Origin of the sequence: Microbacterium sp. NPDC056234, from assembly GCF_042267585.1 — a bacterium.
Taxonomy (GTDB): Bacteria; Actinomycetota; Actinomycetes; order Actinomycetales; family Microbacteriaceae; genus Microbacterium.
Genome location: NZ_JBHJTE010000002.1, coordinates 325,931 through 352,583, shown reverse-complemented (window position 1 = coordinate 352,583; position 26,653 = coordinate 325,931). Strand labels below are relative to the sequence as shown.

Genomic DNA, 26,653 nt, shown 5'->3' with positions numbered 1-26,653 from the left:
AGCGGTAGATTCGGGACATGGCCGCACGCACGGTATCCCGTTCCGAGGCTCTGAGGAGCCCCGTCCAGATTCCTCTGCGGTCCGCTCCGGCGACCGTCGTCACCGGCGCGACGCGCACGGGCCGGATCCCGCTGTCGGATCCGCGTCCTGACGTCCCCGGCGGATTCGACGCCAAGGCGTTCGCCGGCGAGGTCGTGCCCTTCAGCATCATCGCATTCCGTGAGGGACACGACCGCATCGGCGTGCACGTCCGCCTCACCGCGCCTGACGGATCGGAGAGCCTGCACCGGCTGACGCCGCGGGGCGACGGCACCGACCGGTGGGAGGCCGCCATCGCGCTCGATGCCCGGGGGCTGTGGCGCTACCGGTTCGAGGCGTTCTCGGACGACCACGCGACCTGGGCGCACGCCGCTGCCGTCAAGATCGCCGCCGGCGTCGACGTCGAGGTGATGACGGCCTCCGGTTCACAACTGCTCGCGCGCGCCGCCGCCGAGAAGGACAGGCCGGCGAACGAACGCCGCCGGCTGACCGCCGCGGCGCGCCAGCTCGACGCGGGCGGAGCAGCCGCGGCACTGGAGGCCGCCCGGAGTGCGGAATTCGCGAGGCTGTTCGCCGAGCGCCCTCTGCGGTCGCTCTTCGCGGCGTCGGACGAACGACGACTCCTCGTGGAGCGCACTCGCGCCGGCGTCGGCGCCTGGTACGAGTTCTTCCCCCGCTCGGAGGGCGCGAAGCGCGCCAAGGACGGCACGATCGTCAGCGGCACGTTCCGCACGGCGACCAAGCGGCTCGCCGCCGTCGCCGAGATGGGCTTCGACGTGCTCTATCTGCCGCCGATCCATCCGATCGGCCGCAGCCATCGCAAGGGTCCGAACAACACGCTCAACGCCGGCCCGAACGATCCTGGTTCGCCGTGGGCGATCGGCTCGGCTGACGGAGGCCATGACACCGTCCATCCCGACCTGGGTACGCCGGCCGACTTCCGTGCGTTCGTGCGCGCTGCGAACAAGGCGGGCCTGGAGATCGCCCTCGACCTGGCGCTGCAGGCCTCCCCCGACCACCCGTGGGTGACCGAGCACCCGGAGTGGTTCACGACCCTTCCGGATGGGACCATCGCCTACGCCGAGAACCCGCCCAAGAAATATCAGGACATCTATCCGATCAACTTCGACAACGATCCCGACGGGATCTGCGCCGAAGTGCTGCGTGTCGTCGAGCACTGGATCGCGCAGGGCGTGCAGATCTTCCGCGTCGACAACCCGCACACCAAACCCCTCTGGTTCTGGGAGTGGCTGATCGCCCGTGTCAACGAGGCCCACTCCGACGTCGTCTTCCTCGCCGAGGCGTTCACGCGCCCCGCTCCCCTGCGAGGACTCGCGGCCGTCGGTTTCCAGCAGAGCTACACCTACTTCACCTGGCGCAACAGCAAGACCGAGCTCGAGGACTTCCTCACGTCGCTCGCGACGGAGACCGCGGACTATCTGCGGCCCAACCTCTTCGTGAATACGCCGGACATCCTGACGGAGTACCTGCAGTTCGGTGGGCGCGCGGCGTACCGCGTCCGTGCGGCGATCGCTGCGACGGCCGCCCCCACGTACGGCGTCTATGCCGGCTACGAGCTTTACGAGAACATCGCACGGCCAGGCGCCGAGGAGAACATCGACAACGAGAAGTACGAGTACAAGATGCGGGACTTCGCCGGTGCCGAGGCTGCCGGCGAGTCGCTCGCGCCGTATCTGCGGCGACTGAACGAGATCCGGCGCGATCACCCCGCTCTGCGCCAGCTGCGCAACCTGTCCGTGCACTGGAGCGATGACGACGCGGTGCTGGTGTACTCGAAGCATCTGGATGCGGCGTTCACCGGCACAGGTGCCGCCGATACGGTCCTCGTGGTCGCCAATGTCGACCCGCACTCGGTCCGTGAGACCACGGTGCACCTCGACACCCGCCTCTGGGGGGTCGAACCGGGCGGGACGTTCGACGTCGAGGATCTCATCACCGGGCAGGTATGGACCTGGAGCGACCACGACTACGTGCGGCTCGACGCCTTCGCCGAGCCGGTGCACATCCTGGCAGTGAAGGAGCGATCATGAGCTACGTCGAGGACGTGACCGAGGCCGAGAGCTGGGAACAGATCGCCGCGGGCGCGCATCACGCTCCGCACGATCTCCTGGGCGCGCATCCGGCGACGGATGCGGCCGGACGTACGCACACGACCGTTCGCGTCCGACGCCCCCTCGCCGACGAGGTCAGCATCGTGTTCGCGGATGGACAACGGCTGGCGCTCGCGCATGCCGCACACGGCATATGGGAGGCGAGGCATGAGGGTCCACCCGTGGCCTACCGCGTCGCGACGGCATACGGCGACGACGATGAGATCTTCTCCGGCGACCCCTACCGGCATCTGCCGACGCTGGGCGACATGGACATGCACCTGATCGCCGAAGGCCGCCATGAGCGGCTGTGGGAGGTTCTCGGGGCGCATCCGAGGGCGCACGGCTCCGAGCTCGGCACCGCATTCGCGGTGTGGGCGCCGAACGCCCGTGCCGTTCGAGTGGTCGGCGACCACAACGGATGGGAAGGATCGGGGCACCCGATGCGGTCGCTCGGTTCGAGCGGCATCTGGGAGCTGTTCATCCCCGATGTCACCATCGGCACCCGCTACAAGTACGAGATCCTGACTCGCGACGGCCGCTGGATCCTCAAGGCCGACCCCATGGCGCAGGCCGCACAGCTCCCGCCGGAGACCGCGTCGGTCGTGACGGCATCCGCGTACGTCTGGCAGGACGGCGCCTGGATGACCCGCCGTGCCGCCACCCACGCCGTCGCACAGCCGATGTCGGTCTACGAAGTGCATCTGGGCTCGTGGCGGCACGGACTCGGATACCGGGACATGGCGGATCCGCTCATCGAGCACGTCAAGGCGACGGGATTCACGCACGTCGAGTTCATGCCGGTCGCCGAGCACCCGTTCGGCGGGTCCTGGGGCTATCAGGTCAGCGGCTACTACGCGCCGACCAGTCGCTTCGGCTCCCCCGACGATCTGCGCCACCTGATCGATCGCCTGCACGGCGCCGGGATCGGCGTCATCCTGGACTGGGTACCGGGTCACTTCCCCAAGGATGCTTTCGCCCTCGCCCGTTTCGACGGCGAAGCGCTGTACGAGCACCCCGACCCGCGGCGCGGCGAGCATCAGGACTGGGGCACGTTGATCTTCGATTACGGACGCCCCGAGGTCCGGGGGTTCCTCGTGGCCAACGCCCTCTACTGGTTCGAACAGTTCCACATCGACGGGCTGCGGGTGGATGCCGTCGCATCCATGCTCTACCTGGACTACTCGCGCAAGGACGGCGAGTGGGAGCCGAACATCCACGGCGGCCGCGAGAACCTGGAAGCGATCCGGTTCCTGCAGGAGGCGAACGCGACCGCGTACCGCCTCCATCCCGGCATCGTCATGATCGCCGAGGAGTCGACGAGCTTCCCCGGCGTCACCGCGCCGACCGAGCACGCCGGTCTCGGGTTCGGGTTCAAATGGAACATGGGTTGGATGAACGACTCGCTCGTCTACATCCAGCGCGATCCGGTGCACCGCTCGCACCATGAGGGCGAGATGACCTTCTCGTTCGTGTACGCGTTCGGGGAGAACTACGTCCTCCCGATCAGCCATGACGAAGTCGTGCACGGCAAGAAGAGCCTGGTCGCGAAGATGCCAGGAGACCACGCGCACCAGCTCGCGAACGCGCGCGCCTACCTCGCCTACATGTGGGGTCACCCCGGAAAGAATCTGCTCTTCATGGGCCAGGAGTTCGGTCAGCTCTCGGAATGGTCCGAAACCCGCGAGCTGGACTGGTGGCTGCTCGATCAGCCGGCGCATCGCCGGCTGATGGAATTCGTCGGCTCGCTGAACACCACCTACCGCGCGCAGGCACCCCTCTGGGAGCGCGACGGCGACGCGTCCTCGTTCACAAGGATGGGCGGTCCGTCATGGGATCCGAACGTGATCGCGTTCGAGCGACGCGACGCCCACGGCGGACGTCTGGCGGTCGTGTCCAACTTCTCGGGCGTGACGAGGACGGCCCTGCCGCTGACGTTCAGCGTGGAAGGAGTCTGGCAGGAGGTGCTGAACTCCGATGCCGCCGCTTACGGCGGCCACGACGTCGGAAATCTCGGCATGGTGGTCGCCCGCGCCGAATCGGATGCCGGGGCTCCGGTGGCCGCGGTCACACTGCCTGCGCTGTCGACCCTCTGGTTGCGGTATCAGCCGGAACCGCACGTTCCGACGGTGTCTCACGGCTGACGCCGCCGCCCCGGCGCCACGACGCCGGGTGGTCAGAAGAGCAGGGACGAGAGCCGTGTGCGGGCGCTGATCACGCGGGGGTCATCGGCCCCGATCAGGCCGAACAATTCGACCAGACGCTCGCGGACGGGTGTCCGCTCGTCCGGACCCAGGACGGCGAACAGATCGAGGAGACGTCCGAATGCATCCTCGACGTGGCCACCCGCGATGTCCAGGTCGGCCACGGCGAACTGCGCGTCGGCATCCTGCGGCGCTGCGGCGGCCGCCGCACGTGCCTCCTGGAGATCCAAGCCCTGGACGCGATCGAGAAGGCGCACCTGTCCGAGCCCTGCACGCGCCTCGTCATCCCTCGGGTTCTCTGCGAGGGCCTTCTCGTAAGCGCGGATCGCGGTCGCGTAGTCGCCGTTCTCGATCGCCGCGTACGCCTCCGCGTGCAGCGGGGGCAGCGGCGGCTCTTCAGCCGGTTCCTCGGGCTGCTCGTCCCCTACGGAGAGCGAGCCGGTGACGCCGTTCTGAGCGGCGAGCTGCAGAAGCTGGTCGAACACCTGGCGCACCTGCTCCTCCGGGACCGCGCCGTTGAACATCGGAACCGGCTGCCCGGCGACGAGCGCGACCACCATCGGGATCGACTGGGCCCTGAACCCCTGGGCGAGCTGCGGGTTGGCGTCGACGTCCACCTTGGCGAGGACGACGCGCCCTGCGAGTTCCTGCGTGATCTTCTCGAGGATCGGGCTCAGCTGCTTGCACGGTCCGCACCACTCGGCCCACAGGTCGATGACGACCGGTACGGTTCGGGACAGCTCGAGCACCTCGCCGAATGTCTCGTCCGTGATGTCGCGGATGAGTGCGCCTGTCGCCGCGGCGGCAGCGTCGGTGGGAGCAGCGTCGGTCTGATTCGCCGGGGTCGCAGGGCGGTTGCGCAAGGCGGACAGGTCGACGGCGCCGCGCAGTGCGGCCGGAGAGATGTCGGTCATTTGATCACTTCCACATTGAGGACGTCCTGGTGCACCGCCAGCAGCCTGACCTGCTCGCCGGAGACCTGCGTCGGAACCGAGAAGAACAGCTGCATGCTGTACGTCGTCTTCACGCCCTTGGCCGACTGGTCGACGCCGGTGAGCGCCTTCGCCACCGGGTCCTCGCCGAACTTGATGACGGCATCGGAGGACGTCGGAGTGATGGTCTCGCTGTCGAGCACGGACACCGAGACGATCGCGCCGCTGTCCAGGGTGGCCATGGAGACCGGCTGGTCGGTGGCGGGGTCCATGCCGAACTCGGCCTTCGACGTCTCGGCCGCCTTCTTCTCGGCGAGACTGTCGACGACGGACTGCCTGCTCGCCTGGATGGTCGCGGCGAGCTCGTGCGTTCCGTCGTCGAACAGGTCGTACGAGGCGCTCGTCTCACCGGCATCCACCACGTCCGAGAACGCCGTGGCGAGCTCGTTCGGGGCGATCGCGAGGAACGTCGTGTCCGGCGGGACGAGGGTCGTGCCGGCCCAGGCAGGCGCCAGTGCGGGCAGCTCGACGGACGCCTGCATCTCGGCGAGGTAGGAGATCTTGTAATTCGACCACGGGTCCTGCTGGCTCATGGTGAAGATCACAGGGGCCACGGATTCGTCCTCGTTGCTCTTGGAGAGCATCAGCACGGTACGCGGCCACGCGTCCGTCGCCTGCGGCAGGAGGATCTCGACGTCGTCAGCGGGGATGGTGGCCGGTGCCGGCCGATCCGCGATGGCGCCGCGCAGCGTGTAGTCGGTACGACGCGCGGTGAGAGCCGCCCCGTCGAGTCGAGTCGCGGCCAGATCGATGTCGAGCTCGGCATCTGCCGTCGCCACAGTGCCTGAGACGCTCTCCAGGATGCGCTTGGCCTGCGCCTCCGTCACCGCGGGCGGCTTCTGGTTGTCGGGGGCGATCACCGTCGGAGTCGGCGACGGTGTAGCCGTCTCGGCGCCGAACTGCGGCCAGGAATCAGCCGAGCAGCCGGTCGCCACCACAGCGACAAGTGCAAGCGCGGGGATCGCGAGCCTTCGGCGTCGGGGCGGCGCGACCCGCTTCGCAGTGCCCTGGGGATCCGCGCCCTGTTCGGTTTCGGTTTCGGTCTCCGACGAGGAGCTGTCGCCCGAGGGCTTCTGCTCGATCGCTTCCCTTTCGGGAACCCGGTCGATGGCGACGTCGATCGGCTCGGTGGCCGGAAGCGGACCAGGACCCTTGCGGCGCGGCCCTCGGCCACGGCGCTGGTGCCGGATCCCGAGGATGTACAGCACGATCCCGATCGCGAGCATCAATCCGCCGGCGGCCATGAGCGGACCGGCGAGGGGCGTGGAGTTGTCCAGAGGCCAGGAGACGACGATGTCATCCGGCGCCGGCTCGGTGCCGTCGCGCGCGATGAGGATGCTGGTGCCTTCCGGCAGCTGCATGTCGGTGATGATCTGGTCCTGTTCGCTGAACGAGTCCAGCCACAGGTCGGATCCCGCCGGGTTGCGGCCGGTCGTCGCCTGTGCCGCGTCCTCGGTCGGCGTGGGCGTCGGGGTGGCGGTCGCCCCCGCGGCATCGCCGTCGGCATCCTCGACGTCGTCCGGTTCGACCACCGTCGTGGCCGGGGAGCCTTCGTCGTCGAGTGTGATCGCGTTGTACGTGGTGTCCGAGAGCCACGCTTCCATGTCGGCAGTGCGACCGTAGGCCGCGAACAACTCGCCGTCGCCACGGATGATGAGGCTCTGAAGCCCGGGCTGCGTGCGCAGCACGGCCCCGTCGATGAGTGTGAACGGCTCCGGCTGCGAGGTCTCCAGAACGAGCTCCTCGCTGGAAGGGCCCATGAAAAGGGTGCGCTGAGCGATACCCGCACCGATCAGGAGCGTGGCCAGGACGAAGGCCACGACGGCCCATACGAATCGCACGAAAAGTTCTCCTTACGTGACCCGGAAACCGGAGTCGGATCATCGCTCGACGTTTCAGACTAGCGAAATCACCTGAGTGTTGTCTCAGGCGGATTGCCGCCGGGTCCGCGGCACGTCTTCATCGCAGGCCGCCTTCCGCTGGATACGCTGTCCTCACCCGTTCTGCAAGGAGCCGATATGAAGCTGCACAACCCGTTCCGCACGGCGCTGGTCGCGACGCTGGGCGTCGGTCTCGGCATCCTGCTCATCGGCAGTGTGCAGACGCTGTCCACCGTGCTGCTCTACCTCGGCACGGCACTGTTCATCAGCCTCGGTCTCGATCCCCTGATCTCCTGGCTCGAGCGTCAGAAACTCCCTCGCTGGCTCGCCGTGCTGGTCACGATCGTCGTGGTGCTCGGGGTGTTCACCGGGATCGTCCTGATCGTCCTGCCGATCATCATCTCGCAGGTCACACAGCTGGTCGAGCAGATCACCGCTCTCGTGCAGAGCAGCAACGACATCTGGGCCGACCTGCGGACCTGGCTGGGCGGCATCTTCCCCGCTCTGGACATCGACCGCGTCCTGACAGAGGCGCAGGACTGGCTCCTGGCGAACGTCGGCAGCATCACCGGCGGCGTGATCAACGCGAGCCTCGGCGTCGTCAACGGGCTCTTCGGCGCTTTCATCGTGCTGATCCTGACGATCTACCTCACCGCCTCGACGCCTTCGCTCAAGCGCGCGGTCTACCAGCTCGTGCCGGCGTCCAAGCGTCCGCGTTTCATCGACCTCGCCGACCAGATCACCGATTCCGTCGGCTACTACGTCATGGGTCAGGTCTCGCTCGGTGTGATCAACGGCGTGCTGAGCGCGATCTACCTGTCGATCATCCAGGCGCCGTTCCCCGCCGTCCTCGCGGTCGTCGCCTTCTTCTTCTCGCTCATCCCGCTGGTCGGAACCCTGACCGGTTCCACCATCATCGTGCTGGCGTGCCTGATCCCCGGCCTCGGCTCCCCCGCGACGGCTCTCGCCGCCGGTGTCTACTACCTGATCTACATGCAGATCGAAGCGTATGTGGTCTCCCCGCGCATCATGAGCAGGGCCGTTTCGGTGCCGGGTGCTGTGGTCGTCGTAGCAGCCCTCGCCGGCGGCTCGCTGCTCGGACTGCTCGGTGCGCTCATCGCGATTCCGGTCGCAGCCAGCATCCTGATCATCTACCGTCAGGTCGTCATCCCGCGCATGAACGAGCGCTGATCGGAGTCAGGATCCGAGTCTCCAGCAGTGCGTATGCCAGTGCCGCCGCGCTGCGAGGTCGGCGGCTTCGCCGAGAACTCCGTCCGCACGCCAGGCGACCAGATGCGCCAGCCCTGATGCGATGACCTGCGTGCACCCGGGACAGACGTAGTCCTTCTGCGCCTGCAGTGCCGAGACCGGCTGGACGACCCACTCCCGACCGCGTCGGGTCTCGGTGCGCTTCCAGCCGGCGAGAAGACGATCGAACGAGTCGTCTGTGCTCGAGCGCTCCGGGCGCCGCTTACGGGATCGTGGCATGGTGGAGCGGTGTCACCACCAGTGGTTGCTCCGCCAGAAGTTGTACGCGCCTTCCCAGCTGCCGTATCGACCCGTGGCGTAGCCGTTCGCCCAGCGCAGGTTGTCGACAGGGTCGAAGCAGTTGCCTGGAACCTTGCCGCACGGCAGCGCCTGCACCAAGCCGCTTGCGCCCGACGAGCGGTTCACCGCGTTCGGATTCCAGCCGCTCTCCTTCGAGACGATGTAGTCCACGAAGCCCCAGTCGCCTTCAGCGATGCCAGCGGCGGACATCCACTCGGCCGGGGAACCGCCGCCGGTGTACTGCGGTCGGCTGCCGCTGCCGCTGCTGCCCTTGCCCTTCGATCCTGATGATGCAGGCTTCGGAGTGGGTGTCGGCGTCGGCTTCGGCGTGACGTAGACCTCGTAGGTTCCGCGATCGACGGGCGCGAAAGCGGCACCGTCGACGGTCACCCGCAGATCCTGAGACTCTTCAGCGGCCAGCGAATAGACGGTCGTCTGCGCCTGGGCGGAGTCGGCTGTTTCGGCGAGGGCGAAGCCGGTCGGCGCCACGATGGCCGCGGCGAAGCCGACGACCGCGAGCGAAGCGAACGTGGCGACGACGCCACGTCGGCGCGACCAACGGGCGCGCGCCGGCGCCGGTCGCTTCGCGGTGAAGACGATATCTGCGCGGCCGGACGCGGGCGCGACGGCGATCTCTTCAGACTCGTGGGGTGAACTCACAATAGCCTCAGTGTAGACCAGAGCCCGCTGAGGAGACCATGAGAACTGTCACCGAACCGCGAGCATGACCTCGATCGTCGCGTCCAGCAGAGCATCGACCTGTTCCTCGCGGTAGCCGCCGCGCTGCATCCTGAACGCGGCCGATCGCAGCTGCTCCACCGAGAGCTCATCGCCGTCGCGGAGGTAGCGGACGATGCGACGCGCGACGTGATCGACCTCTTCGGCCCGGTAGCCGTACGTGAGCCAGCCGACGCGCGCGAATTTGTGCATCTTCGGACGTGCGAGATGATCCAGGATCACCTGCGCCTCTCCCCTGGCCTGCTCGACCCACGCGGTCGCACCCTCTGCGCGCACCGCACGGTCGCGGATCCGCGCCGCGAATGCGTCCTCGATGCGCCCGAGGGCCGCATCCACCTCCGCGACCGCGTAGCCACCGCGCACCATCGGGAACGACGCCACACGGACGTCCTCGGCCGACAGCGCATCGTCGTCGCGTTCGAAACTGGCCTTCGCGGCCGAGAGGAATGCATCGACCGCGGCCGGGTGGTACCCGCGGGCCCGGCCGCTCGTCAGGGTGAATGCCGACGGCGCCGGATTGGTCTGCAGATCTGTCACGTCAACCACCGTATCCGACCGTCATCAGAGCGCCGCCCAGGGCGACAGCAGGAAATAGAGGGTCAGTGCCGGGATCGTCGACGGCAGGATGCTGTCGAGACGGTCGAGCAGTCCGCCGTGGCCCGGCAACCACGAACTCATGTCCTTGATGCCGAGGTCGCGCTTGAGCATGGATTCGGCGAGATCGCCGAGCGTCGCGGACAGCAGCACAGCGGCACCGAGGATCGCGCCGGCCCACCATGGCATCTGAAGCAGGTACAACGCGAGGAGCACTCCGACACCGGTCGCGGCGACGACCGCACCGGCGAAGCCCTCCCAGGTCTTCTTCGGACTGATCCGCGGAGCCATCGGATGCTTGCCGAACGCCAAGCCGGATGCGTACGCCCCGGTGTCGGCTGCGACCGCGATCCCGATGAACGAGAGCACCCACCACTGCCCGCCTTCCTGCGACAGCAGGATCAGGGCGATGCTCGCGAGAAACGGGACGTACACCTGGACGAACCCGCCGCTGACGACGTCTCCCAGCACCGCGCCGTAGGTGCGACCGTCCTGAACCATCATCTGAGCGACCAGTCGCCACACGATCACGAAGGCCGCGGACGCGAACAACGCCACCCAGCACAACCAGGGCTCGGCGAAGTAGCCGGCCAGCACCAATGGCGTACCGGCCACCAGTTGCGGGACGATGTCGACGCGGCGTCCAGCCCCGCGCAGCGCCCGACCGAGCTCGTAGATGCTCAGCAACGCGATGGCCAGGACGATCGGCACGAAGAGCCACTTGATGAACAGCAGCGAGCCGAGCAGGACCGCACCCGCCGCGAGACCGATGAGGATCGCGACGATCAGGTCACGCCCTGTGCGCTCCTTGATGCGCTCGTTCGCCTGATCGAGCTGGTCCTTCGCGTGCGAGACATGGTTCTCGAACTCGCCGCGCCTGGCCCGCCACTGTTCGCGGATCGCGTTGTGCTCCCCCGTCGACATGCCGGGCGTCGCCTCAGGAGGCAGTTCCGGCTTCGGCGGCACGACCGCGGCGTCGAACCCGGGGAAGGCGCTGTCGCTCAGCGGGGACGGCCCCGCCCCATCGCGTCGCCGCTCGCTGCGCCTGGTCGGCGCATCGTTCGTCGGCGAGCCCCCGGAGTCGTCAGTCATTCCCGCTCACACCTCGAGCAGTTCTGCCTCTTTGCGCTTCAGCGCCTCGTCGATCAGGTCGACGTGCTGACGCGTCAGAGCGTCGAGATCCTTCTCGCCGCGGGCGATCTCATCCTCGCCGACGTCGCTCTTGAGCGCGTCGAGCTCGTCCTTCGCCTTGCGGCGGATGCCGCGGACATGGACCTTGGCATCCTCGCCCTTGGAGCGCACGAGCTTGACGTACTCCTTGCGGCGCTCCTCCGTGAGCTCCGGCATCGTCACGCGGACGATGTTTCCGTCGTTCGACGGGTTCGCACCCAGGTTCGGCATGTCGCGGATCGCCTGTTCGATCGCCTTCAGCGCCGACTTGTCGTACGGCGTGATGATGAGCGAACGCGCCTCGGGGTTGGCGAGCGACGCCAGCTGCGCGAGCGGCGTGGGCGACCCGTAGTAGTCGACCATGACCTTCTGGAAAAGCTGCGGGTTCGCACGCCCGGTGCGCACCGTGGCGAAATCCTCTTTCGCGGCTTCGACCGCCCTGGTCATCCGGGTGGTGGTTTCTGCGAGGACGTCCGCGATCACGGCGACTCCAATCGTCTGGGGTGTTCTGGCAATTCTATCGGGGCGGATGCCGCAGCACCCGCCCACGACGCTCAAGAGGTGACGAGCGTGCCGATGGTCTCTCCGAGCAGCGCGCGCGTGATGTTGCCCGACGGCTCCATCCCGAACACCCGCATGTCCATATTGTTGTCCATGCACAGGCTGAACGCCGTCGAATCGACGACCTTGAGACCGCGCTGCAGTGCTTCGCGGTAGGTCACCTGGTCGATGCGCGTCGCCGAGGCATCCTTGTGGGGATCCGCCGTGTAGATCGCGTCGACGCCGTTCTTGGCGACGAGCACCTCCTGCGCGCCGATCTCCAGTGCGCGCTGGGCCGCGACGGTATCGGTGGAGAAGTAGGGCAGGCCGGCGCCGGCTCCGAAGATCACGACGCGCCCCTTCTCCATGTGGCGCTCGGCGCGACGCGGAATGTAGGGCTCGGCGACCTGTGTCATCGCGATGGCGGACTGGACGCGCGTGGCTGCGCCCGCCTGCTCGAGGAAGTCCTGCAGCGCCAGGGCGTTCATCACTGTTCCGAGCATGCCCATGTAGTCGGCCCGCCCTCGGTCCATGCCGCGCTGGCTGAGCTCCGCACCGCGGAAGAAGTTTCCTCCTCCGACGACGACGGCGATCTCGACCTCATCGACGGCCGCGGCGATCTCGCGCGCGATCTGGCTGACCACGTCGGGGTTGACACCCAGCTGACCGGCACCGAATGCCTCGCCGGAGAGCTTGAGAAGGACGCGGCGGCGTCCTGTTCGTTCAGTCATGGGTGAATCCTCTCGTCCCGAAATCAAGATAGTGCCTTCTGGGCATGAAGAAGGGGTTCGGACCCTCGCGGATCCGAACCCCTTCGACGTCGTTACGCGCCGACCTTGAAGCGCGCGAAGTCCGTCACGGTGATACCGGCGTCCTGCGCGACCTTGGCCACGGACAGCTTGTTGTCCTTGGCGTAGTCCTGCTCGAGCAGTGCGACCTGCTTGATGAACGCGGTGACGCGGCCTTCGACGATCTTCGGCAGCGCCGCTTCCGGCTTGCCCTCGCTGCGGGAGATCTCGGTGACGATCTCGCGCTCCTTCTCTACTTCAGCCGCCGGAACGTCCTCACGGGACAGGTACGACGGGTTCGCGAACGAGATGTGCTGGGCGATGCTGCGCGCGGTCTCGGCGTCGTCACCCGAGTAGGCGACGACGACACCGATCTGCGGCGGCAGGTCCTTGCTGGTGCGATGCAGGTAGACCTCGAAGTGGTCGCCGGTCAGGGTGCGAACGCGACGCAGTTCGACCTTCTCGCCGATGATCGCCGCCTCATCCGAGATCAGCTGGTCGACGGTCTGGCCGGCGACGTCGGCTGCGAGAGCCTCTTCGACCGTGTTCGCCTTGACGGCGGCCACGGCGTCGGCGACCTTCTCGGACAGCGCGATGAAGCGATCGTTCTTCGCGACGAAGTCGGTCTCGCAGGCGAGCTCGACGAGCGTCACGGCGCCGTCCTGCTCGCGGGCGACGACCAGGCCCTCGCTGGTGGAACGGTCAGCGCGCTTCGCGTTGCCCTTCGCACCCTTCAGACGAAGGATCTCGACGGCCTTCTCGCGGTCGCCATCGGCTTCCTCGAGTGCCTTCTTCGTGTCGACCATTCCCGTGCCGAGCTGCTCACGCAGCGCCTTGATGTCAGCGATGGTGAAGTTGGCCATGTGTGGCGGCTCCTTGCTTCGTGATGTATGTTTCGCGGGCCGTTCAGCCCGATGGAATTACTTGGCGTCGGCGGCCGCAGCGTCCTCGGCCGGAGCCTCGGTCGCGTCGGCAGCGGGGGTCTCGACCGGAGCCTCAGCGGCTTCGGCAGGAGCCTCGGTGGACTCAGCGGCGGCCTCGGTCGACTCGGCAGGAGCCTCGGTCGTCTCAGCCGGCGTCTCGAGAAGTTCGCGCTCCCACTCGGCCAGCGGCTCGGCGTCGCCCTTCTCGGGGTTGTGCTTCTGCTGCAGGCCCTCAGCCGCGGCATCCGCGATGATTCGCGTGAGCAGCGAGACGGAACGGATCGCGTCGTCGTTGCCGGGGATCGGGTACTGGAAGTCGTCCGGGTCCGCGTTGGTGTCGAGGATGCCGATCACCGGGATGCCCAGCTTCTTCGCCTCGTCGATGGCGAGGTGCTCGCGCTTGGCGTCGACGACCCAGAGAGCGGACGGCGTCTTGGCGAGGTTGCGGATACCGCCGAGCGACTTGTGCAGCTTGTCGAGCTCGCGCTTCTTGAGCAGCAGCTCCTTCTTGGTGAAGCCGGAAGCGGCCGGGTTCTCGTAGTCCAGCTCCTCGAGCTCCTTCATGCGGGCGAGGCGCTTCGCGATGGTCTGGAAGTTGGTGAGGAGGCCACCGAGCCAGCGCTGGTTCACGAAGGGCTGGCCGACGCGGGTCGCCTGCTCGGCGAGGACTTCCTGAGCCTGCTTCTTCGTACCGACGAAGAGGATGGTGCCGCCGTGGGCGACCGTCTCCTTGACGAAGTCGTATGCCTTGTCGATGTAGCCCAGCGACTGCTGCAGATCGATGATGTGGATGCCGCTGCGCTCGGTGAGGATGAAGCGCTTCACCTTCGGGTTCCACCGACGGGTCTGGTGTCCGAAGTGCACGCCGCTGTCGAGCAGCTGGCGGATGGTGACCACAGCCATGGTCGTCTCCTTGTTCTGGCGCTCACGCGCCGTTGAGGTTGTTTTCGACGATCGACCGATCGTCGAGCCTGGTGCCCGGCGCACACCCGCCCGTTCGTCGAACAGGACCTGTGGGAGTGGATGCCGCGACCGAGGTCGCTTTGGGCACGCGTAGTCACCCCGGAATCGAGGTGCAAGAGTCAGTGTACCCGATCCGTCCGGCCACTCGCCCTGCACCGAAGGGCCTGTTTCACGAACTCTCCGCCGATGCCGGGAAGAGACGCCGCCGTATCCGGCGGCCCCGAGCACGATGGAGACATGTCCGCTCGCTTCACACGCCTCGTTCGCTCCCTGGTCGCTGCTCTGGTCCTCGGCGGATTCTGGGCTGGTCCGCCCCAGGCAGAATCCGCGGAGGGCGATTGGCAGTGGCCGGTCTCCGGCCGTCGGCACGTGGTGGAGCCGTTCATCGCCCCTGCGCACGCGTACGCCTCCGGGCACCGCGGCATCGACATCGCCGTCGATACCGGTGGAGAAGTTCGGGCGCCGGCTGCCGGGGTGGTCGCGTTCGTCGGCACGGTGGTCGATCGTCCGCTCCTGACGATCGATCACGGCGGCGGGCTCGTCACGACGTTCGAGCCGGTGATGTCGACGTTGCGCTCGGGCGAGGACGTCTCCGCCGGTGACACGATCGGCACGCTTTCATCAGGAGGGCATGCAGCGGGCGGCACTCTGCATGTCGGGTTGCGGGTGCACGGCGTCTACGTGGATCCGATGATGATGTTCGGCCCGGTGGAAAGAGCGGTGCTGCTGCCGTGCTGCGCGCCGCTGTGAATCGGCGAGGGCCTCACGCGCGGGGGTGCGCCAAGCGGTAGGTCGCCGTCAGCCGCTCGGCCGAGACGTGGGTGTAGATCTGCGTGGTCCCCAGACTCGCATGGCCGAGGATCTCCTGCACTGCGCGGAGGTCTGCACCGCCATCGAGAAGATGCGTCGCGGCGGAGTGGCGCAGGGCGTGTGGTCCGACGTTCTCCGCACCCACGACGGGTCCGAGCGTGCGCGCGACGAGCGCATACACCAGCCGCGGCGCGATCCGCCCGCCGCGTGCGCCGAGGAAGGCTGCGGGACCGGCGGCTGCCGCGCGGGCCGCGAGGGACGGCCGACCACGCGTCGTCCAGGCGGCGATCGCATCACGCGCCGGCCGCCCGTAGGGGACGACCCGCTCCTTCGAGCCCTTGCCGAGCACGCGGGCTGTGGCGCGATCCTGGTCGAGATCGTCGATGTCGAGGCCGCAGAGTTCCGACACGCGCATTCCGGATGCGTAGAGCAGTTCGAGGATGGCGTGGTCACGAAGATCCACCGGGTCGCCGCTCGCGGCGATGGCGCGCTGCGCGTCGAGAAGCACCCGTATGCCTTCTCGCGAGGCGACCGTGGGCAGGGTGCGTCCGCGCTTCGGCGTGACCAGCCGCTGACTCGGATCCACAGAGATGAACTCCTCATCCTTCGCCCAGGCGAAGAACGATCGCGCGGCGGCCGCCCGTCTGGCGAGGGTGCTGCGCGCGTCGCCGCGCTGGGTCGCGCTCCAGAGCCAGTCCCGCAACGACTCGAGGTCCACGTCCGCGATCGAGACGTCCCCGACCGACGCCGCGAGGTCGCGCAGGTCAGACCGATACGCGCGCGCCGTGGCCGGCGACAGTCGGCGAACCGTCGCGATGTGCGTCGTGAACGCCTCGGTGGCGGCGGACAGGTCCATGCCTCAAGGATGACCCCGCCCGAGCACGGCGGCCGCTCGCCTCGCCGATCCTCCGCGACCGGCCGCGTCGATCACCGCGTCACCTGCACCTGCCTCAGCCACCCGTCGTCGCGCCGCGCGGCGACGCCGTCGAGCTCGAGCATCCCGAGAAGTCCCCTGACGCGGTCGACGGCCAGCCCGGCCCGTCGGGCGACCTCGTGCGGAGGCAGCGCTGTGCGGGTGCTCAAGGCGTCCAACAGACGGGTGGTGTCGGGATCTATCCGGTCGTGCGCTGCCCTGTCATCGGGCAGTTCCTCACCCCACAGTTCTCGTACCTCGGCCGCCGTCGTGACGCAGCGTGCGTCGTACTCGCGCAGAAGGCGATGACACCCGGCCGACGCCGCGGATGTGACCGGTCCAGGCACGGCTCCGAGTGGGCGTCCGAGGGAGGCTGCGTGCCCTGCGGTGTTCAGCGAACCGCTGCGCCACCCCGCCTCGACCACGACGGTCGCGTCGCCGAGGGCCGCGATCATCCGATTCCGGGCGCGTAAACCTAAGTCATGACAGTCAAATCCTGCGGAGATACAGCGCGGTCGGCTCCGCTCGATATTAAGAGGCATGAATCTTAGAGAAGCCGTCGCCGTGGTCCGTTCCCTCTCCTCCCTCCCGGAGCCGCGCCGGGTCCAGATGGTCAAGGAACTTCAGCACGCGCCGAGTACCGGACAGTGGAAGCGGATCGCAGAGGCCGCACAGGCCGAAGCCGAGCTAGTGCGAACCACAACGGAAGAACGTGCCGAAGCTGAGTACCAGGCACGATGGCTGGAAGCTCGACGCCGAGAAGCACAGGATGCCTCTAGGGAGCGACAGGAAGCCCGTAGAGCCGCTGTTGAGCGCACTCAGTCGCTACCACCGGCAAGGCCGGTAACAGTCTCCTGGACGACGCCACGGAAGCCGGAGATAGTTCGCGCTCCTAGTCGCCCTGAATTGCTCGAATCCACCATGAAGCCAAGAGGCGGACAGCCGAAGGATACGCATAACGTGGCGCGATGGAACAAAAAACAATGCAGGTGCGAGCTATGCCACTCCGATTACCTGGAATCCAGTCGCCGGAAGCGTATCCGAGCGCGCGAACGCCGACTACAGCAACAAGTTCCCGACCTTGAGACGGTAGCCCCAAAATCACGCGCTGACATTGGAAAAGTCGCGCCAAAGGTATGCCCAGACGATCACGCGCACCGAGCGGCCTGTTATGTGAGCCACAAGTGCCGATGTGAGAAGTGCCGCGCATGGAACAGCGCCAGGCAACGCAAGCGTACGGATTCGAAACAAAGCACCCCGAACCTATGCCCCACGAACCACGCGCACAACAGCACGTGTTACATAAAGCACGCGTGCAGGTGCGACACCTGTCGCGCGGGCAACACTGTACGAGTGCGCCGGTATCGCGGCATGGAACCCGAGAAGTAGAAATACTTTGGCCGAACTTTGTACGACTGTAGATCTTGGACGTATAAGTCCATAGCGGATGTCGGAAACCGTTCACGAGAGTGAGCCTGCCGGTTGCGTTTTCCATCTTCTTCCGCGCGGCAGGCTCACACTCCCTCCAACAAGGGAGAGCAGAGAAGATGGTGTTTGCGATGAGAGTAGAACTTGTAGGTTCACTGGATAACCTTGCTATGCAAGAACCTATTGACCAATCCACTATGCAACAACCTATTCATACCCCGTATGAATACAAGAAGAGTAAGACGTACAAGCTGAAGGTGCGAACACCTCTCGTGTCAGGTGGAAGGACGGGCAAGGATTCGAAGCTGAGTCCGGATAAGTCTGGGAGGGACAGAACCAGGCGAGAGAAGACGAAGGAATATCAGTCAAGACTGTTGTATCAACTCCTCTGCAAGGAAGGATTGGATTTCATGAACAGTCAAGTTCACCGCCGTCATCTGCCACGACCAACCTGGGATGAACTCTATGAGCATTTGGATGAGTGGACTGCCTCGGGAGGATTCAACGAGTGGACCGATGAAATCGGAATCTCGTGTGACTACGAGATAGCTACCGGCAACGTCGATGGCAGGGGCACCTTGTCATTTTCTAAAATCGATCGGTCTGTGCTCGCGGCTACAGATTTTGTCCTGGATGTCTGGGATGAGAGCTACCTGCCTAGGAAGCGGGAGCAGGGCAGGAAGGGCGGCATGGCATTCAGGAAGTGGGATTTGGCGGAGTACTTGGACACCTACGAGATGACAGCTAAGCAAGCCGCAGCGGCTCTGAACGTGTCCGTGCGTACTGTCTTCAACATGAGGAAGTACTTCCGCGACGTCTTCGACATGAATACGGGAGAAGTTTTCCATGACCTGAGTTTCTTGAAATAGCGCATGGTTGAATTCATCTCAAAAAGATTCACTTTAGGGGCCATAGTGAGAATGAATGTGTCACTATTGTTATAGAGAACGTGGACGCAAACTCATCTAGGTCGCGTTTTCTACCTCCGGGTAGGAGGTCAGTTTCATCTAAGTCCCTGACCTCCTACTCCCTTGAATTTACTGGGGAACAACATGGGTAGACACAGCACATGTGCAACGCATCCACAGCGTGCGCGTATCGACACAATGCTCGACGATGGCGTTCCATACGCTGTCATTGCTCGCACGGTGGGTAACACGAGTTTGGCGAGTGTGGGAAGATACGCCATTTCACGGAAATCGGAAGCGGCGAAGATCGTAGACGATGAACCCGGCATGACGGACGTTCTATCCCCCACGCGCGAGTATCCGTCGACTGTAGTCACGAGTACGGGCCACGATGCGTTCGCGGACATGGCGGTCCAAGGGACTGCCTTACTTGATCGAGTCATTGATAGTCACAGCCGAGCCGGACGGCGAAACGGCGCCGTTTTCGATACTTCGCACGTTCGTGAACGTGCCTTCGACCTCGCGGCGTCAGTGGCTCCCCTGCGTATCGCGAACGAGAACCATGACTACGGACTCAACCTTCGCGGGTTCCCCTTCGGGAGGATACCGAGCCTTCCGGCGACCGAAGAGATGCTAGCCAACCTGGCTATTCAGCGTTCTGGGACGCCGCTAACAGCGGAAGCTTTGGCCGAAGATATCAAGGAAGAAGCTGCGCGGCTTGAGGTGGGCCCGGGGCTGCTGATCGGCGATCATGATTTGTTCGGTGCTCTGTCGCGGGTGCTCCGTGATTATGGGGTGACAGCCGGTGCGGAGACGATGTCCGCGTCGTTTATCGCGGGGCTACTATGCGCTCATCTCGGAGTGACCGACTGGTATCAGGATCTCGATGAGTGGGGGCGCCGCAATTCTCGATTGACGTTCAGCTGTCCTTGCGCCGCGTAAAGCGGCAGCAGGCATCCCGGTTTCAGGCCGGTGCTAATGCAACTGCCGCTAATGACGGCGAGCATCGTAGGCCGACCGATCACCACCGGACCGCCGAGAACATCAAGAGGATTCGGCCACACAAGGTGAGAGTTCGGACCGTGGCCGTGATCGTGAAGTTGACAGGGTCGGCCGCCCCGAGCGAGCGCCGCTCTCTCGTGTGAGTCAGTGGTACCAGAAGCGCGTCATCTCGGCGTCAACGATCTCAGTGCAGGCGGCGTAGTACTGCTCCGCTCGTTCGACCATGGCTAAGACCTCCTTATAAGTGAAGGGTGGATTATCGATCACTTTCTGTACGATGGGGCTGTCGTACTGAATGTCCCTGAACTGACCGCTTGCCCATGGAAACGAAGGATCGGCGAAGAGGGCCCCGATGGCAAAGGGCTGAATCAGCGCAGCATCCTGATCAGCCCTTCTCCAGTCCGTCACGCTGGCTGTGATCTGATCTTCCACGAGGTGGTCAGAAATGGCGCCCAGCAGAAATCCGTCGAATTTCGGCGCAGCGCCATGCAATTCGGTCGCCGCCTTCACAAGCTCGTGCAAGTTCCGTAACTCGTCGCTGTCCAAGATCTCGGCCCAGCTACCGAGTGGTACGTCTTGGACCAACTCCCGCAATGCATCCGTTCGGCTCGCGAACTCTACGAGGGTCGGCCCCATGACTCGACGGTCCCAGGGGTCGAGAAGTTGAGCACCTACCCGCGGGCGCAGCGCTTCCCAACGCAATTCGATCTCGCGCCGTTCGCGCCGTCGCGCGGTGCGGGATTGCAAGTACGCGAGGATCACGCCAACCACAAGGCCAGTAAACAAACCGACGATGAGGTCCGGTATGAACGTGTCCCAGATGATCGTGAGACCGGACGCGGGAACAATGCTTGGGGTCGGTGAAGGCGACATGCGCGTAGCCTACTGGCGCGTCGGGAACGGCATCTCGGCTCGGGTTGGCAATCAACATCGCACCCGTCCCTCCGGATCGTCATTACTCCTCAGATCGGAATCGTCCGGTTTCGATAACGGCGAAGGTTTGGCCGACCTGCCAGTCGATCAACTGGAGCAGTTCGAACACGTCGAGTGCTTTCCCGCGGTGGCGGACAAGCAGTCTGAGGGGCAGCTCCGTGACCTCTGCCTCTTCGACCGGCGCAGGAAACGTCCACCTCACGATGGGGTCCCCATTCTCGACTGGGCGATCTGGCGCGAGCCACTCGGGTTCCATAACACCGGCGTCATCCCATCCCTCCTGATCTGCCGGACGATACCTGATGCTGTAACTCGTCATGTCAGCGGCAACAGCCTGAGCTTCTAGCGCGGCCTTGTGCTTATCTTCGATGTCGAGGTCGTGAAGTATCAGAGCGATACCGTCTTCGACAGCCTCGCCAGGCTTTACGTGAAAGGGCTGGACCATCGCCATTCGTTCGAGGATGAACCTTGGCGCACTCGACAGCTTGGTTCGAGCTTCCTTGTCGAACGCTTCGAGCGTCCGTTTCATCGGGAAGTAGATCTGCTTCTCATACTGCGGCTGCGGCGAGTTATCGTCGAGGTTCACCATGGCCCATGCGAGTGCGTCGAGGGCAGACCGATAGTTGTGGAGAATGTCACCGAACCGCAGCGACCATTCATGAACCGGGGGTGACGTCGCCAGCGAGGCATAGAACGTCACCACTCGCCGGTTGTTCGAATATTCCGCGCGGGTCTCCATCCCCAAGCCGATTCGCCACAGTTGGTAGTCCTGGACGAAACCGCTCGCGAGACGTGTCGCGTGGCCCCACTTCAACACTGGCCACAGCGAGTAATCGCGTCCGGCCCGAAGATTCCGATCTTCAGTCACTTCTACATCTTGGCGGCTGTGCACCACTCCAGGCATCCAACGCACGTTCTATTTTGGAAGTCTCGGTCCACGCGAGGTTGAGGTGCGGGATGGGTGCGCGTGACAAGCCAACGCGGCGAACGACCTGCGCGGCGCGAGAGCGGCCGCCTCGCAGTAGTCAAGCGAAGGCCTGTGACGGACGCCCTACGCTACGACGCGCCCACAGAATTGCCCACTTGACGCCATGCTAAAATTGATGTATAAGCACCCATTTATCGAAAGGCATCAACAATGGCCGTCATCCTTAAGTGCGTCCCCGCCGGTCACGTCTTCCGTGCTCGCTTGAGTTTCGGGGAGTCAACGTCCCTGACACACTGCCCCGACTGCGGAAAGGTCGTACCAACACGCAAGCCTTAGCCGTCCTAGCGCTCAGATTTGACGCCTGAGTGCCCAGATTTGGTTGCTCAGTGCCCAGATTTGACACCATAGGCATACGGCATGCCGTAAACTGCTGTAAAGGTTCCCCAGGAGCCGCCCAGAGTTACAGCTCTAGGCGACCCCCGCTCGGAGAGCCATCGCACTTCATCATGCGAACAGTTCAGGCCCCTTGTTACGAGTTGTTAGCCTCGGGGGCCTTTTCTGTGCAATTCACAGTCTACTTGCGCCGCCGGACCTCAATTCGGGTTGTGCGCGTGGCTAACGGGTTCAAGCACCGTTGCTGAATGGGCACAGTCGTCTTTATTGGTCGATTTGGATAGGAAGCCTGTCGTTTTGGCCGGGATTCCGGGCATCCGCTTCACAGTGAACTCTCAGCGTTTGATCCGCGTCGAACTGTGGATAACTGGGTGCAGGGCGGACCAGTGCCTAGCATGTCGTCATGATCCTTCCGCCTCTGCCCGATGATCTACCCTTCTCCGAAGGTGACGACATCGACGGCATGAGGCCAAGGTGCCCTGACTGTCTCGCGACGATGGAACCTCGACAGACGGCTCGCGGCGCGCGCTGGACCTGTCCGGAGTGTGGCGCGGTCAGGCTCAGCTGAGAAATAGGAAGTAGACGACCGCGAAAGCCACAGCCGCGAAAGCAAGGAAAGCGAGACTGCCCAACAGGCCGCGCATCTGGTTATCCCGCCGCACGATCACCGGGCACCGCGTACCAGGGCGATGCTTGGTTGTCGGGCACCTATCGCTGTACTGACACACGCCGTCCTCTTCCTCTTGGCTCACCTCAGGCTATCTGTCGCTTGAGAGTAATCTTCACGCGGTCGGTTCCACGTCCGGGGTGGATCACGATAGAGAACAGACCCTCAATCAGTTCTCTCTTCGCGCTCAAGGGCAGGTCGGCGTACGCGAGACTCGCGAGCATCCTCTGAGTGCGAGCCCCCGGTGGCTTGGCCGACCAGACCTCAGCGGCGCTCCTCATCGATGAGGCGATGTCGTTGAGTACCCGAGCTTGCACGCTACCGGCGGAATAGGCCTCTAGTTCGGCCTGTAGAGCCGTCTGACGCTCTTGTAGCGGCTTCAGGTGCGGGAGCAGCTGAGCCATCTTCAGGCCGTTAGAAAGGCCGCTGAGAACATCTTGAATGTCGGCCTCTGTCTGGACAAGATCAGCATTAATCGGTGTCGCGCTACGGCTTCCCGGCTCAATGTCAACGCTGAAGTCCGGGTCCAACAGTGTCTCGACGGCCTGAGTCATGATCAGCTTGTCAAATGTCGCTTCCTTGATGCTGATGTGCCGCGTAGGCACCTTCTGACAGACGTATGTGTTGCGGAACATCACTTTGGCACCGCAGACACCGCAGAGGGCGATGCCTGAGGCAACATGCTTGACCTGTCCGCCCTGATGATTGAAGCCACGGTAGATGGCGCTCTGTGATGTCAGGCGAGCTTGGACGGTCGTAAAGGTGTCCTCATCCACTAGTCGTGCAACGTGCTCGGCCGCAGGGTAAGTAGTGTCACCGCTCTTGAGGATGCCCATGTAGGCCGGGTTGGCAAGAGTCTCGCGGACCCGAGCGTTACGCCATCCAAGCTCGTTCGCTAGTGCGTTGACCGACTCCCCGCCGATGTAGCGGGCAAAGAGCATCCGGACGACTTCTGCCTCTTCTGGATGCTCCACAGTGTTGACTACGCGGCCTACAGACTTGTCGGCATCGAGATAGCCGAACCGGCGCTTCCCCAGGATCGGAAGACCGGCCTCACGGAGAGCCTGATTCTTGCTGTTGATCCGCAGAGCCGTGTTCTTGGATTCCCCGCGAGCTTGCTCGGAAAACAGGATGAGGCTCAGCCGGTGATTCTCTTGTGCCGTGTCCAGTCCGTCCTTCAGGAACCGGATGCGACCGCCGACCTTCTCAAGGTCGTCAAGGATCGTCCCGATGTGACCCGCTCCCCGGCGCGAGAGGCGGTCCAGCTTCCAGACCAAGAGAGTAGCTACTTCCTTGGCCTTGAGGGCAACTAGAGCCTGCTCGAAGTCTTTCCTGGCCTTGTTCTTGTAGGCGGATACGCCAGGATCGCGCCAGACCTTCCGGACCGTCATGCCCTCGGACTCAGCCCACGCGCGCAAGTCCTTCTCCTGCCGCTCCATGCCGTCCGTAGTGTGGTCAAAGATGCTCAGGCGCGTGTACAGGTCCACGGTTTCCATGCCCGCCATCATGGCAGAAGATTACGCGCGAGAAAGCGCCACTTGGTCGGCGATGTTCCGCATGGCACCTCGGCCACGACCGCGCCGGAGCGCACGATGTGCTCGAAGAGCTGATGGTGCCCCATCGGATACGCGCGGTCGATCCCGCCGGCGAGGAAGGCGACGGTCTTGCCGCCGACGCCCAGCGCAGCGCGATGCGCGGCTCCGTCGATCCCGTACGCCCCACCGGAGACGATGAGCGCGCCGCCGGTCGCGAGATCGCCGGCCAGATCGGCAGTGACCGATTCGCCGTACGAGCTGGCTGCGCGGGCTCCGACGAGGGCGACACTCGGCCGAGTGGCCAGGCAGTCGGGGTCGCCGCGAAGCCACAGCAGCACAGGCGCGTGCGCGCCGAGATCGTCGAGAGCCGTCGGCCAGCCCGGCGCGCCCGGCAGCATCAGACGAGCACCGATTTCGGAGGCAGCACCCAATGCATCTCGGATGTCGTCGATCCGCGCGCGGGGACGCCAGCGTGCCCTGGCCTGGCGGAGCAGCTTCGAGCCCCCTGCGCCGCCGAGCGCATCGATCGCTGCAGCCTCCGCACGAGGTCGCCGCACCTCATCCAGTGCCGCTGCGAGCGCATCAGGCGCGCCGAGCGCCGCGATGAGTGCGCCGGCCGTGCCGTCTCCCGGCTCGGCGATCACCGACCAGGTCGCGCGCGCGAGCACCTCGTCCGCGTCGGTGTCCGGCCGCAGGCGACCGACGCGTTCCCGCAGTTCGGTCTCTCTGCACAGCTTGTCCATCATGTGATCAGTCCTCTCTTCAGGAACAGGGCGCGTCCGATCTCCTCGCGACCGGGGCGATTCCGACCGGCGAGGTCGGCGATGGTCCAGGCGAGACGCAGCACCCGGTCGTATCCGCGCAAGGTGAGGACACCGCGTTCGAGCGCACGGTCCAACGACGCGCGATCCTCGGACGGCAGCCGATGCTTGCCCTGACGCAGCCAGGCACCGGAGATGTCGGCGTTCACGCGCCACGGGGTGCCCTGCCAGCGATGTGCTGCGCCGGCTCGAGCTTCGGCGACGCGCGCGCGAGCGATGTCCGACGTCAGTGCGGCGCGCTCGCCGGCCGTGGCTCGGGACGCGGCGACTCTGGCCACCTGCAGGTCGATGTCGATCCGGTCCCTGAGCGGGCCGGAGAGCCGACCGGCGTAGCGCCTGATCGCGATCGGAGGGCACGTGCACTCCGCCCCGCGGACGCCGTAGTTGCCACAGGGACAAGGGTTCATCGCGAGGATGAGCTGGAAGCGGGCGGGAAAACGGACGGTGAACCCGGCGCGCTGGATGTCGATCGTCCCGGATTCGAGCGGCTGTCGCAGCGAGTCCAGCGCCTGCCTGCTGAATTCCGCCGCCTCGTCGAGAAAGAGCAGACCACGGTGCGCACGCACGATCGCGCCGGGACGCGCGACCCGGGAGCCACCGCTCACCAGCGCGGTGGGAGACGCGCTGTGGTGCGGTGCCTCCAGCGGTGGCAGCCGGTTCAGCGCTGCAACGGGCAGTCCTGCCAAGGATCGGATCGATGCGACCTCAAGAGCCTCTTCGTCGTTGAGCTCGGGCAGAATGCCCGGCATTCGACGCGCCAGCATGGTCTTTCCCGCACCCGGTGGTCCGCTCAGCAGCAGGTGATGTCCTCCGGCGGCGGCGGTCAGCAGCGCGTCGACAGCGTCCTCCTGGCCGATCACGTCAGCGAGATCGACCGCGTCCGATTCTTCCTCCGCCACGGCCGACGCCCTGATCGGCTCGACGTCCGGCACTTCGACGTCGGCGCCATGCCACGCGGCGACCTCGGCGAGCGTGGTCGCCGCGCGCACCTCGATGTCCGCCACCAGACGCGCCTCCTCGGCGTTCGCATGCGGAACGACGACGTGCTCGAATCCCGCCCGTTGGGCGGCGAACACGGATGGCAGGACACCGGGAACGGGGCGCAGACGGCCGTCAAGGCCGAGTTCCCCGATGTGCACGGTGCGGGCGATCGAGGCCGCGTCGAGCGAACCGCTCGTCGCCAGCGCCGACACCGCGACGCCGAGATCGAACGCCGACCCCTGCTTCGGCAGGCTCGCCGGAGAAAGATTCACGGTCAGTCGCCGCGACGAGAGCTCGAGCCCGGCGTTCTTGCAGGCGTTGTGCACGCGCTGCGTCGCCTCCCCCAGTGATCGATCGGCGAGGCCGATGATGCGGAAGTCCGGCCGCTGATTCGACAGGTCCGCCTCGACCTCGACCATGTGACCATCGACGCCGGTGAGTGCGACCGCCCAGGTGCGCACCGCGCTCATCGCAGGTCCACCAGGTGCTCCAGCATCCCGCTGCGGGGGTCGGGGCCCACGATCCCGATCGCCTCGAGCCGAACGCGCGAGTGAACGGCTGCACCAGGGTGCGCCTCGATCCAGGCGTGCGCCAGGCGCCAGAGGCGGCGCACCTTGCGATCATCGAGCGCTTCGAACGGGTGGCCGAAGCGCAACGACGTGCGCGTCTTGACCTCGACGACGCACAGCAGACCGGTCGTCGCCGCGACGATGTCGACTTCACCGTCGGGACACCGCCAATTGCGGTCGAGCACCTCGTAGCCGCGCTCACTCAGGTACGCGGCCGCCCGCTGCTCCCCGACCCTGCCGAGCTCATCCTTCGCTGCCATGCCGACAGCGTGCCC

The 26,653-nt window shown here is 65.4% G+C and carries 23 protein-coding genes and 1 pseudogene; 6 read left to right on the top strand and 18 right to left on the bottom strand.

Annotated features, from left to right (window positions below):
- Positions 1 to 17: 17 nt before the first annotated feature.
- Both ACFCYE_RS07540 and glgB read left to right on the top strand, forming a co-directional pair.
- Positions 18 to 2,090 (top strand): maltotransferase domain-containing protein, encoded by a 2,073-nt coding sequence (locus ACFCYE_RS07540; RefSeq protein ID WP_376177657.1) that lies wholly within the window; start codon positions 18 to 20, stop codon positions 2,088 to 2,090.
- Positions 2,087 to 4,294: a 1,4-alpha-glucan branching protein GlgB gene (glgB, locus tag ACFCYE_RS07535; RefSeq protein WP_376177655.1), complete on the top strand. Its 2,208-nt coding sequence runs from the start codon at positions 2,087 to 2,089 to the stop codon at positions 4,292 to 4,294. Before ACFCYE_RS07540 ends, glgB begins: the two co-directional genes overlap by 4 nt.
- Before the next feature lie 32 nt (positions 4,295 to 4,326).
- On the opposite strand, the gene ACFCYE_RS07530 is transcribed toward glgB, so the two are convergent.
- Both ACFCYE_RS07530 and ACFCYE_RS07525 read right to left on the bottom strand, forming a co-directional pair.
- Complete coding sequence (locus ACFCYE_RS07530; protein WP_376177653.1) at positions 4,327 to 5,268, bottom strand: tetratricopeptide repeat protein; 942 nt, start codon at positions 5,266 to 5,268, stop codon at positions 4,327 to 4,329.
- Entirely contained in the window at positions 5,265 to 7,187 is a 1,923-nt protein-coding gene (locus ACFCYE_RS07525) for a glycosyl transferase (protein ID WP_376177652.1), read from the bottom strand. Before ACFCYE_RS07525 ends, ACFCYE_RS07530 begins: the two co-directional genes overlap by 4 nt.
- 177 nt (positions 7,188 to 7,364) lie before the next feature.
- Between ACFCYE_RS07525 and ACFCYE_RS07520 the strand changes: the two genes are divergently transcribed.
- A complete protein-coding gene (locus ACFCYE_RS07520; protein ID WP_376177650.1) occupies positions 7,365 to 8,417 on the top strand; it encodes an AI-2E family transporter in 1,053 nt (350 codons plus the stop codon).
- A 6-nt stretch (positions 8,418 to 8,423) separates the two neighbouring features.
- Here the strand turns inward: ACFCYE_RS07520 and ACFCYE_RS07515 are convergent, their stop codons facing one another.
- The 8 genes from ACFCYE_RS07515 to rpsB all read right to left on the bottom strand — a co-directional run bounded on the left by ACFCYE_RS07515 (position 8,424) and on the right by rpsB (position 14,430).
- Entirely contained in the window at positions 8,424 to 8,714 is a 291-nt protein-coding gene (locus tag ACFCYE_RS07515) for a hypothetical protein (protein WP_376177648.1), read from the bottom strand.
- Between the two features lie 12 nt (positions 8,715 to 8,726).
- Positions 8,727 to 9,434, bottom strand: coding sequence for a transglycosylase SLT domain-containing protein (locus ACFCYE_RS07510; protein ID WP_376177647.1), 708 nt, complete (start codon positions 9,432 to 9,434; stop codon positions 8,727 to 8,729).
- Positions 9,435 to 9,482: 48 nt separating this feature from the next.
- Positions 9,483 to 10,049, bottom strand: coding sequence for a DivIVA domain-containing protein (locus ACFCYE_RS07505; RefSeq protein ID WP_376177646.1), 567 nt, complete (start codon positions 10,047 to 10,049; stop codon positions 9,483 to 9,485).
- Positions 10,050 to 10,073: 24 nt separating this feature from the next.
- Complete coding sequence (locus ACFCYE_RS07500) at positions 10,074 to 11,198, bottom strand: phosphatidate cytidylyltransferase (RefSeq protein ID WP_376177645.1); 1,125 nt, start codon at positions 11,196 to 11,198, stop codon at positions 10,074 to 10,076.
- A 6-nt stretch (positions 11,199 to 11,204) separates the two neighbouring features.
- Entirely contained in the window at positions 11,205 to 11,759 is a 555-nt protein-coding gene (gene frr, locus ACFCYE_RS07495; protein WP_376177644.1) for a ribosome recycling factor, read from the bottom strand.
- Positions 11,760 to 11,830: 71 nt separating this feature from the next.
- Positions 11,831 to 12,547, bottom strand: coding sequence for a UMP kinase (pyrH, locus tag ACFCYE_RS07490; protein ID WP_376177643.1), 717 nt, complete (start codon positions 12,545 to 12,547; stop codon positions 11,831 to 11,833).
- Positions 12,548 to 12,639: 92 nt separating this feature from the next.
- Positions 12,640 to 13,467 (bottom strand): translation elongation factor Ts, encoded by an 828-nt coding sequence (tsf, locus tag ACFCYE_RS07485; RefSeq protein WP_376177642.1) that lies wholly within the window; start codon positions 13,465 to 13,467, stop codon positions 12,640 to 12,642.
- Between the two features lie 57 nt (positions 13,468 to 13,524).
- Positions 13,525 to 14,430, bottom strand: coding sequence for a 30S ribosomal protein S2 (rpsB, locus tag ACFCYE_RS07480; RefSeq protein WP_376177641.1), 906 nt, complete (start codon positions 14,428 to 14,430; stop codon positions 13,525 to 13,527).
- Positions 14,431 to 14,727: 297 nt separating this feature from the next.
- Here rpsB and ACFCYE_RS07475 point away from each other — a divergent pair, with 297 nt between their 5' ends.
- The gene (locus tag ACFCYE_RS07475) at positions 14,728 to 15,240 is read left to right on the top strand and encodes a murein hydrolase activator EnvC family protein (RefSeq protein WP_376177640.1); all 513 of its coding nucleotides are present in this window, start codon (positions 14,728 to 14,730) and stop codon (positions 15,238 to 15,240) included.
- A 13-nt stretch (positions 15,241 to 15,253) separates the two neighbouring features.
- Here ACFCYE_RS07475 and ACFCYE_RS07470 read toward each other — a convergent pair whose 3' ends face one another.
- Both ACFCYE_RS07470 and ACFCYE_RS07465 read right to left on the bottom strand, forming a co-directional pair.
- Positions 15,254 to 16,156, bottom strand: a complete 903-nt coding sequence (locus ACFCYE_RS07470) for a tyrosine-type recombinase/integrase (RefSeq protein ID WP_376177638.1) — start codon at positions 16,154 to 16,156, stop codon at positions 15,254 to 15,256.
- A 71-nt stretch (positions 16,157 to 16,227) separates the two neighbouring features.
- A pseudogene (locus ACFCYE_RS07465) lies at positions 16,228 to 16,677 on the bottom strand (DNA-processing protein DprA); the annotation flags it as partial.
- A 1,083-nt stretch (positions 16,678 to 17,760) separates the two neighbouring features.
- Here ACFCYE_RS07465 and ACFCYE_RS07460 point away from each other — a divergent pair.
- Together ACFCYE_RS07460 and ACFCYE_RS07455 are read left to right on the top strand one after the other, a co-directional pair.
- A complete protein-coding gene (locus ACFCYE_RS07460; RefSeq protein WP_376177636.1) occupies positions 17,761 to 18,510 on the top strand; it encodes a hypothetical protein in 750 nt (249 codons plus the stop codon).
- A 237-nt stretch (positions 18,511 to 18,747) separates the two neighbouring features.
- Complete coding sequence (locus ACFCYE_RS07455) at positions 18,748 to 19,491, top strand: hypothetical protein (protein WP_376177635.1); 744 nt, start codon at positions 18,748 to 18,750, stop codon at positions 19,489 to 19,491.
- 204 nt (positions 19,492 to 19,695) lie between these two features.
- On the opposite strand, the gene ACFCYE_RS07450 is transcribed toward ACFCYE_RS07455, so the two are convergent.
- The 6 genes from ACFCYE_RS07450 to ACFCYE_RS07425 all read right to left on the bottom strand — a co-directional run bounded on the left by ACFCYE_RS07450 (position 19,696) and on the right by ACFCYE_RS07425 (position 26,638).
- The gene (locus tag ACFCYE_RS07450; RefSeq protein WP_376177633.1) at positions 19,696 to 20,424 is read right to left on the bottom strand and encodes a hypothetical protein; all 729 of its coding nucleotides are present in this window, start codon (positions 20,422 to 20,424) and stop codon (positions 19,696 to 19,698) included.
- A gap of 82 nt (positions 20,425 to 20,506) precedes the next feature.
- Complete coding sequence (locus tag ACFCYE_RS07445) at positions 20,507 to 21,388, bottom strand: hypothetical protein (protein WP_376177631.1); 882 nt, start codon at positions 21,386 to 21,388, stop codon at positions 20,507 to 20,509.
- Positions 21,389 to 22,558: 1,170 nt separating this feature from the next.
- Complete coding sequence (locus ACFCYE_RS07440) at positions 22,559 to 23,968, bottom strand: recombinase family protein (protein ID WP_376177629.1); 1,410 nt, start codon at positions 23,966 to 23,968, stop codon at positions 22,559 to 22,561.
- Between the two features lie 8 nt (positions 23,969 to 23,976).
- The gene (locus ACFCYE_RS07435; protein ID WP_376177628.1) at positions 23,977 to 24,753 is read right to left on the bottom strand and encodes a DNA-processing protein DprA; all 777 of its coding nucleotides are present in this window, start codon (positions 24,751 to 24,753) and stop codon (positions 23,977 to 23,979) included.
- On the bottom strand, positions 24,750 to 26,279 hold the full coding sequence (locus ACFCYE_RS07430) for a YifB family Mg chelatase-like AAA ATPase (RefSeq protein WP_376177626.1): 1,530 nt from the start codon (positions 26,277 to 26,279) through the stop codon (positions 24,750 to 24,752). The genes ACFCYE_RS07435 and ACFCYE_RS07430 overlap by 4 nt, the downstream gene beginning before the upstream one ends.
- Positions 26,276 to 26,638 (bottom strand): YraN family protein, encoded by a 363-nt coding sequence (locus ACFCYE_RS07425; protein WP_376177624.1) that lies wholly within the window; start codon positions 26,636 to 26,638, stop codon positions 26,276 to 26,278. Before ACFCYE_RS07425 ends, ACFCYE_RS07430 begins: the two co-directional genes overlap by 4 nt.
- Positions 26,639 to 26,653 lie beyond the last annotated feature (15 nt).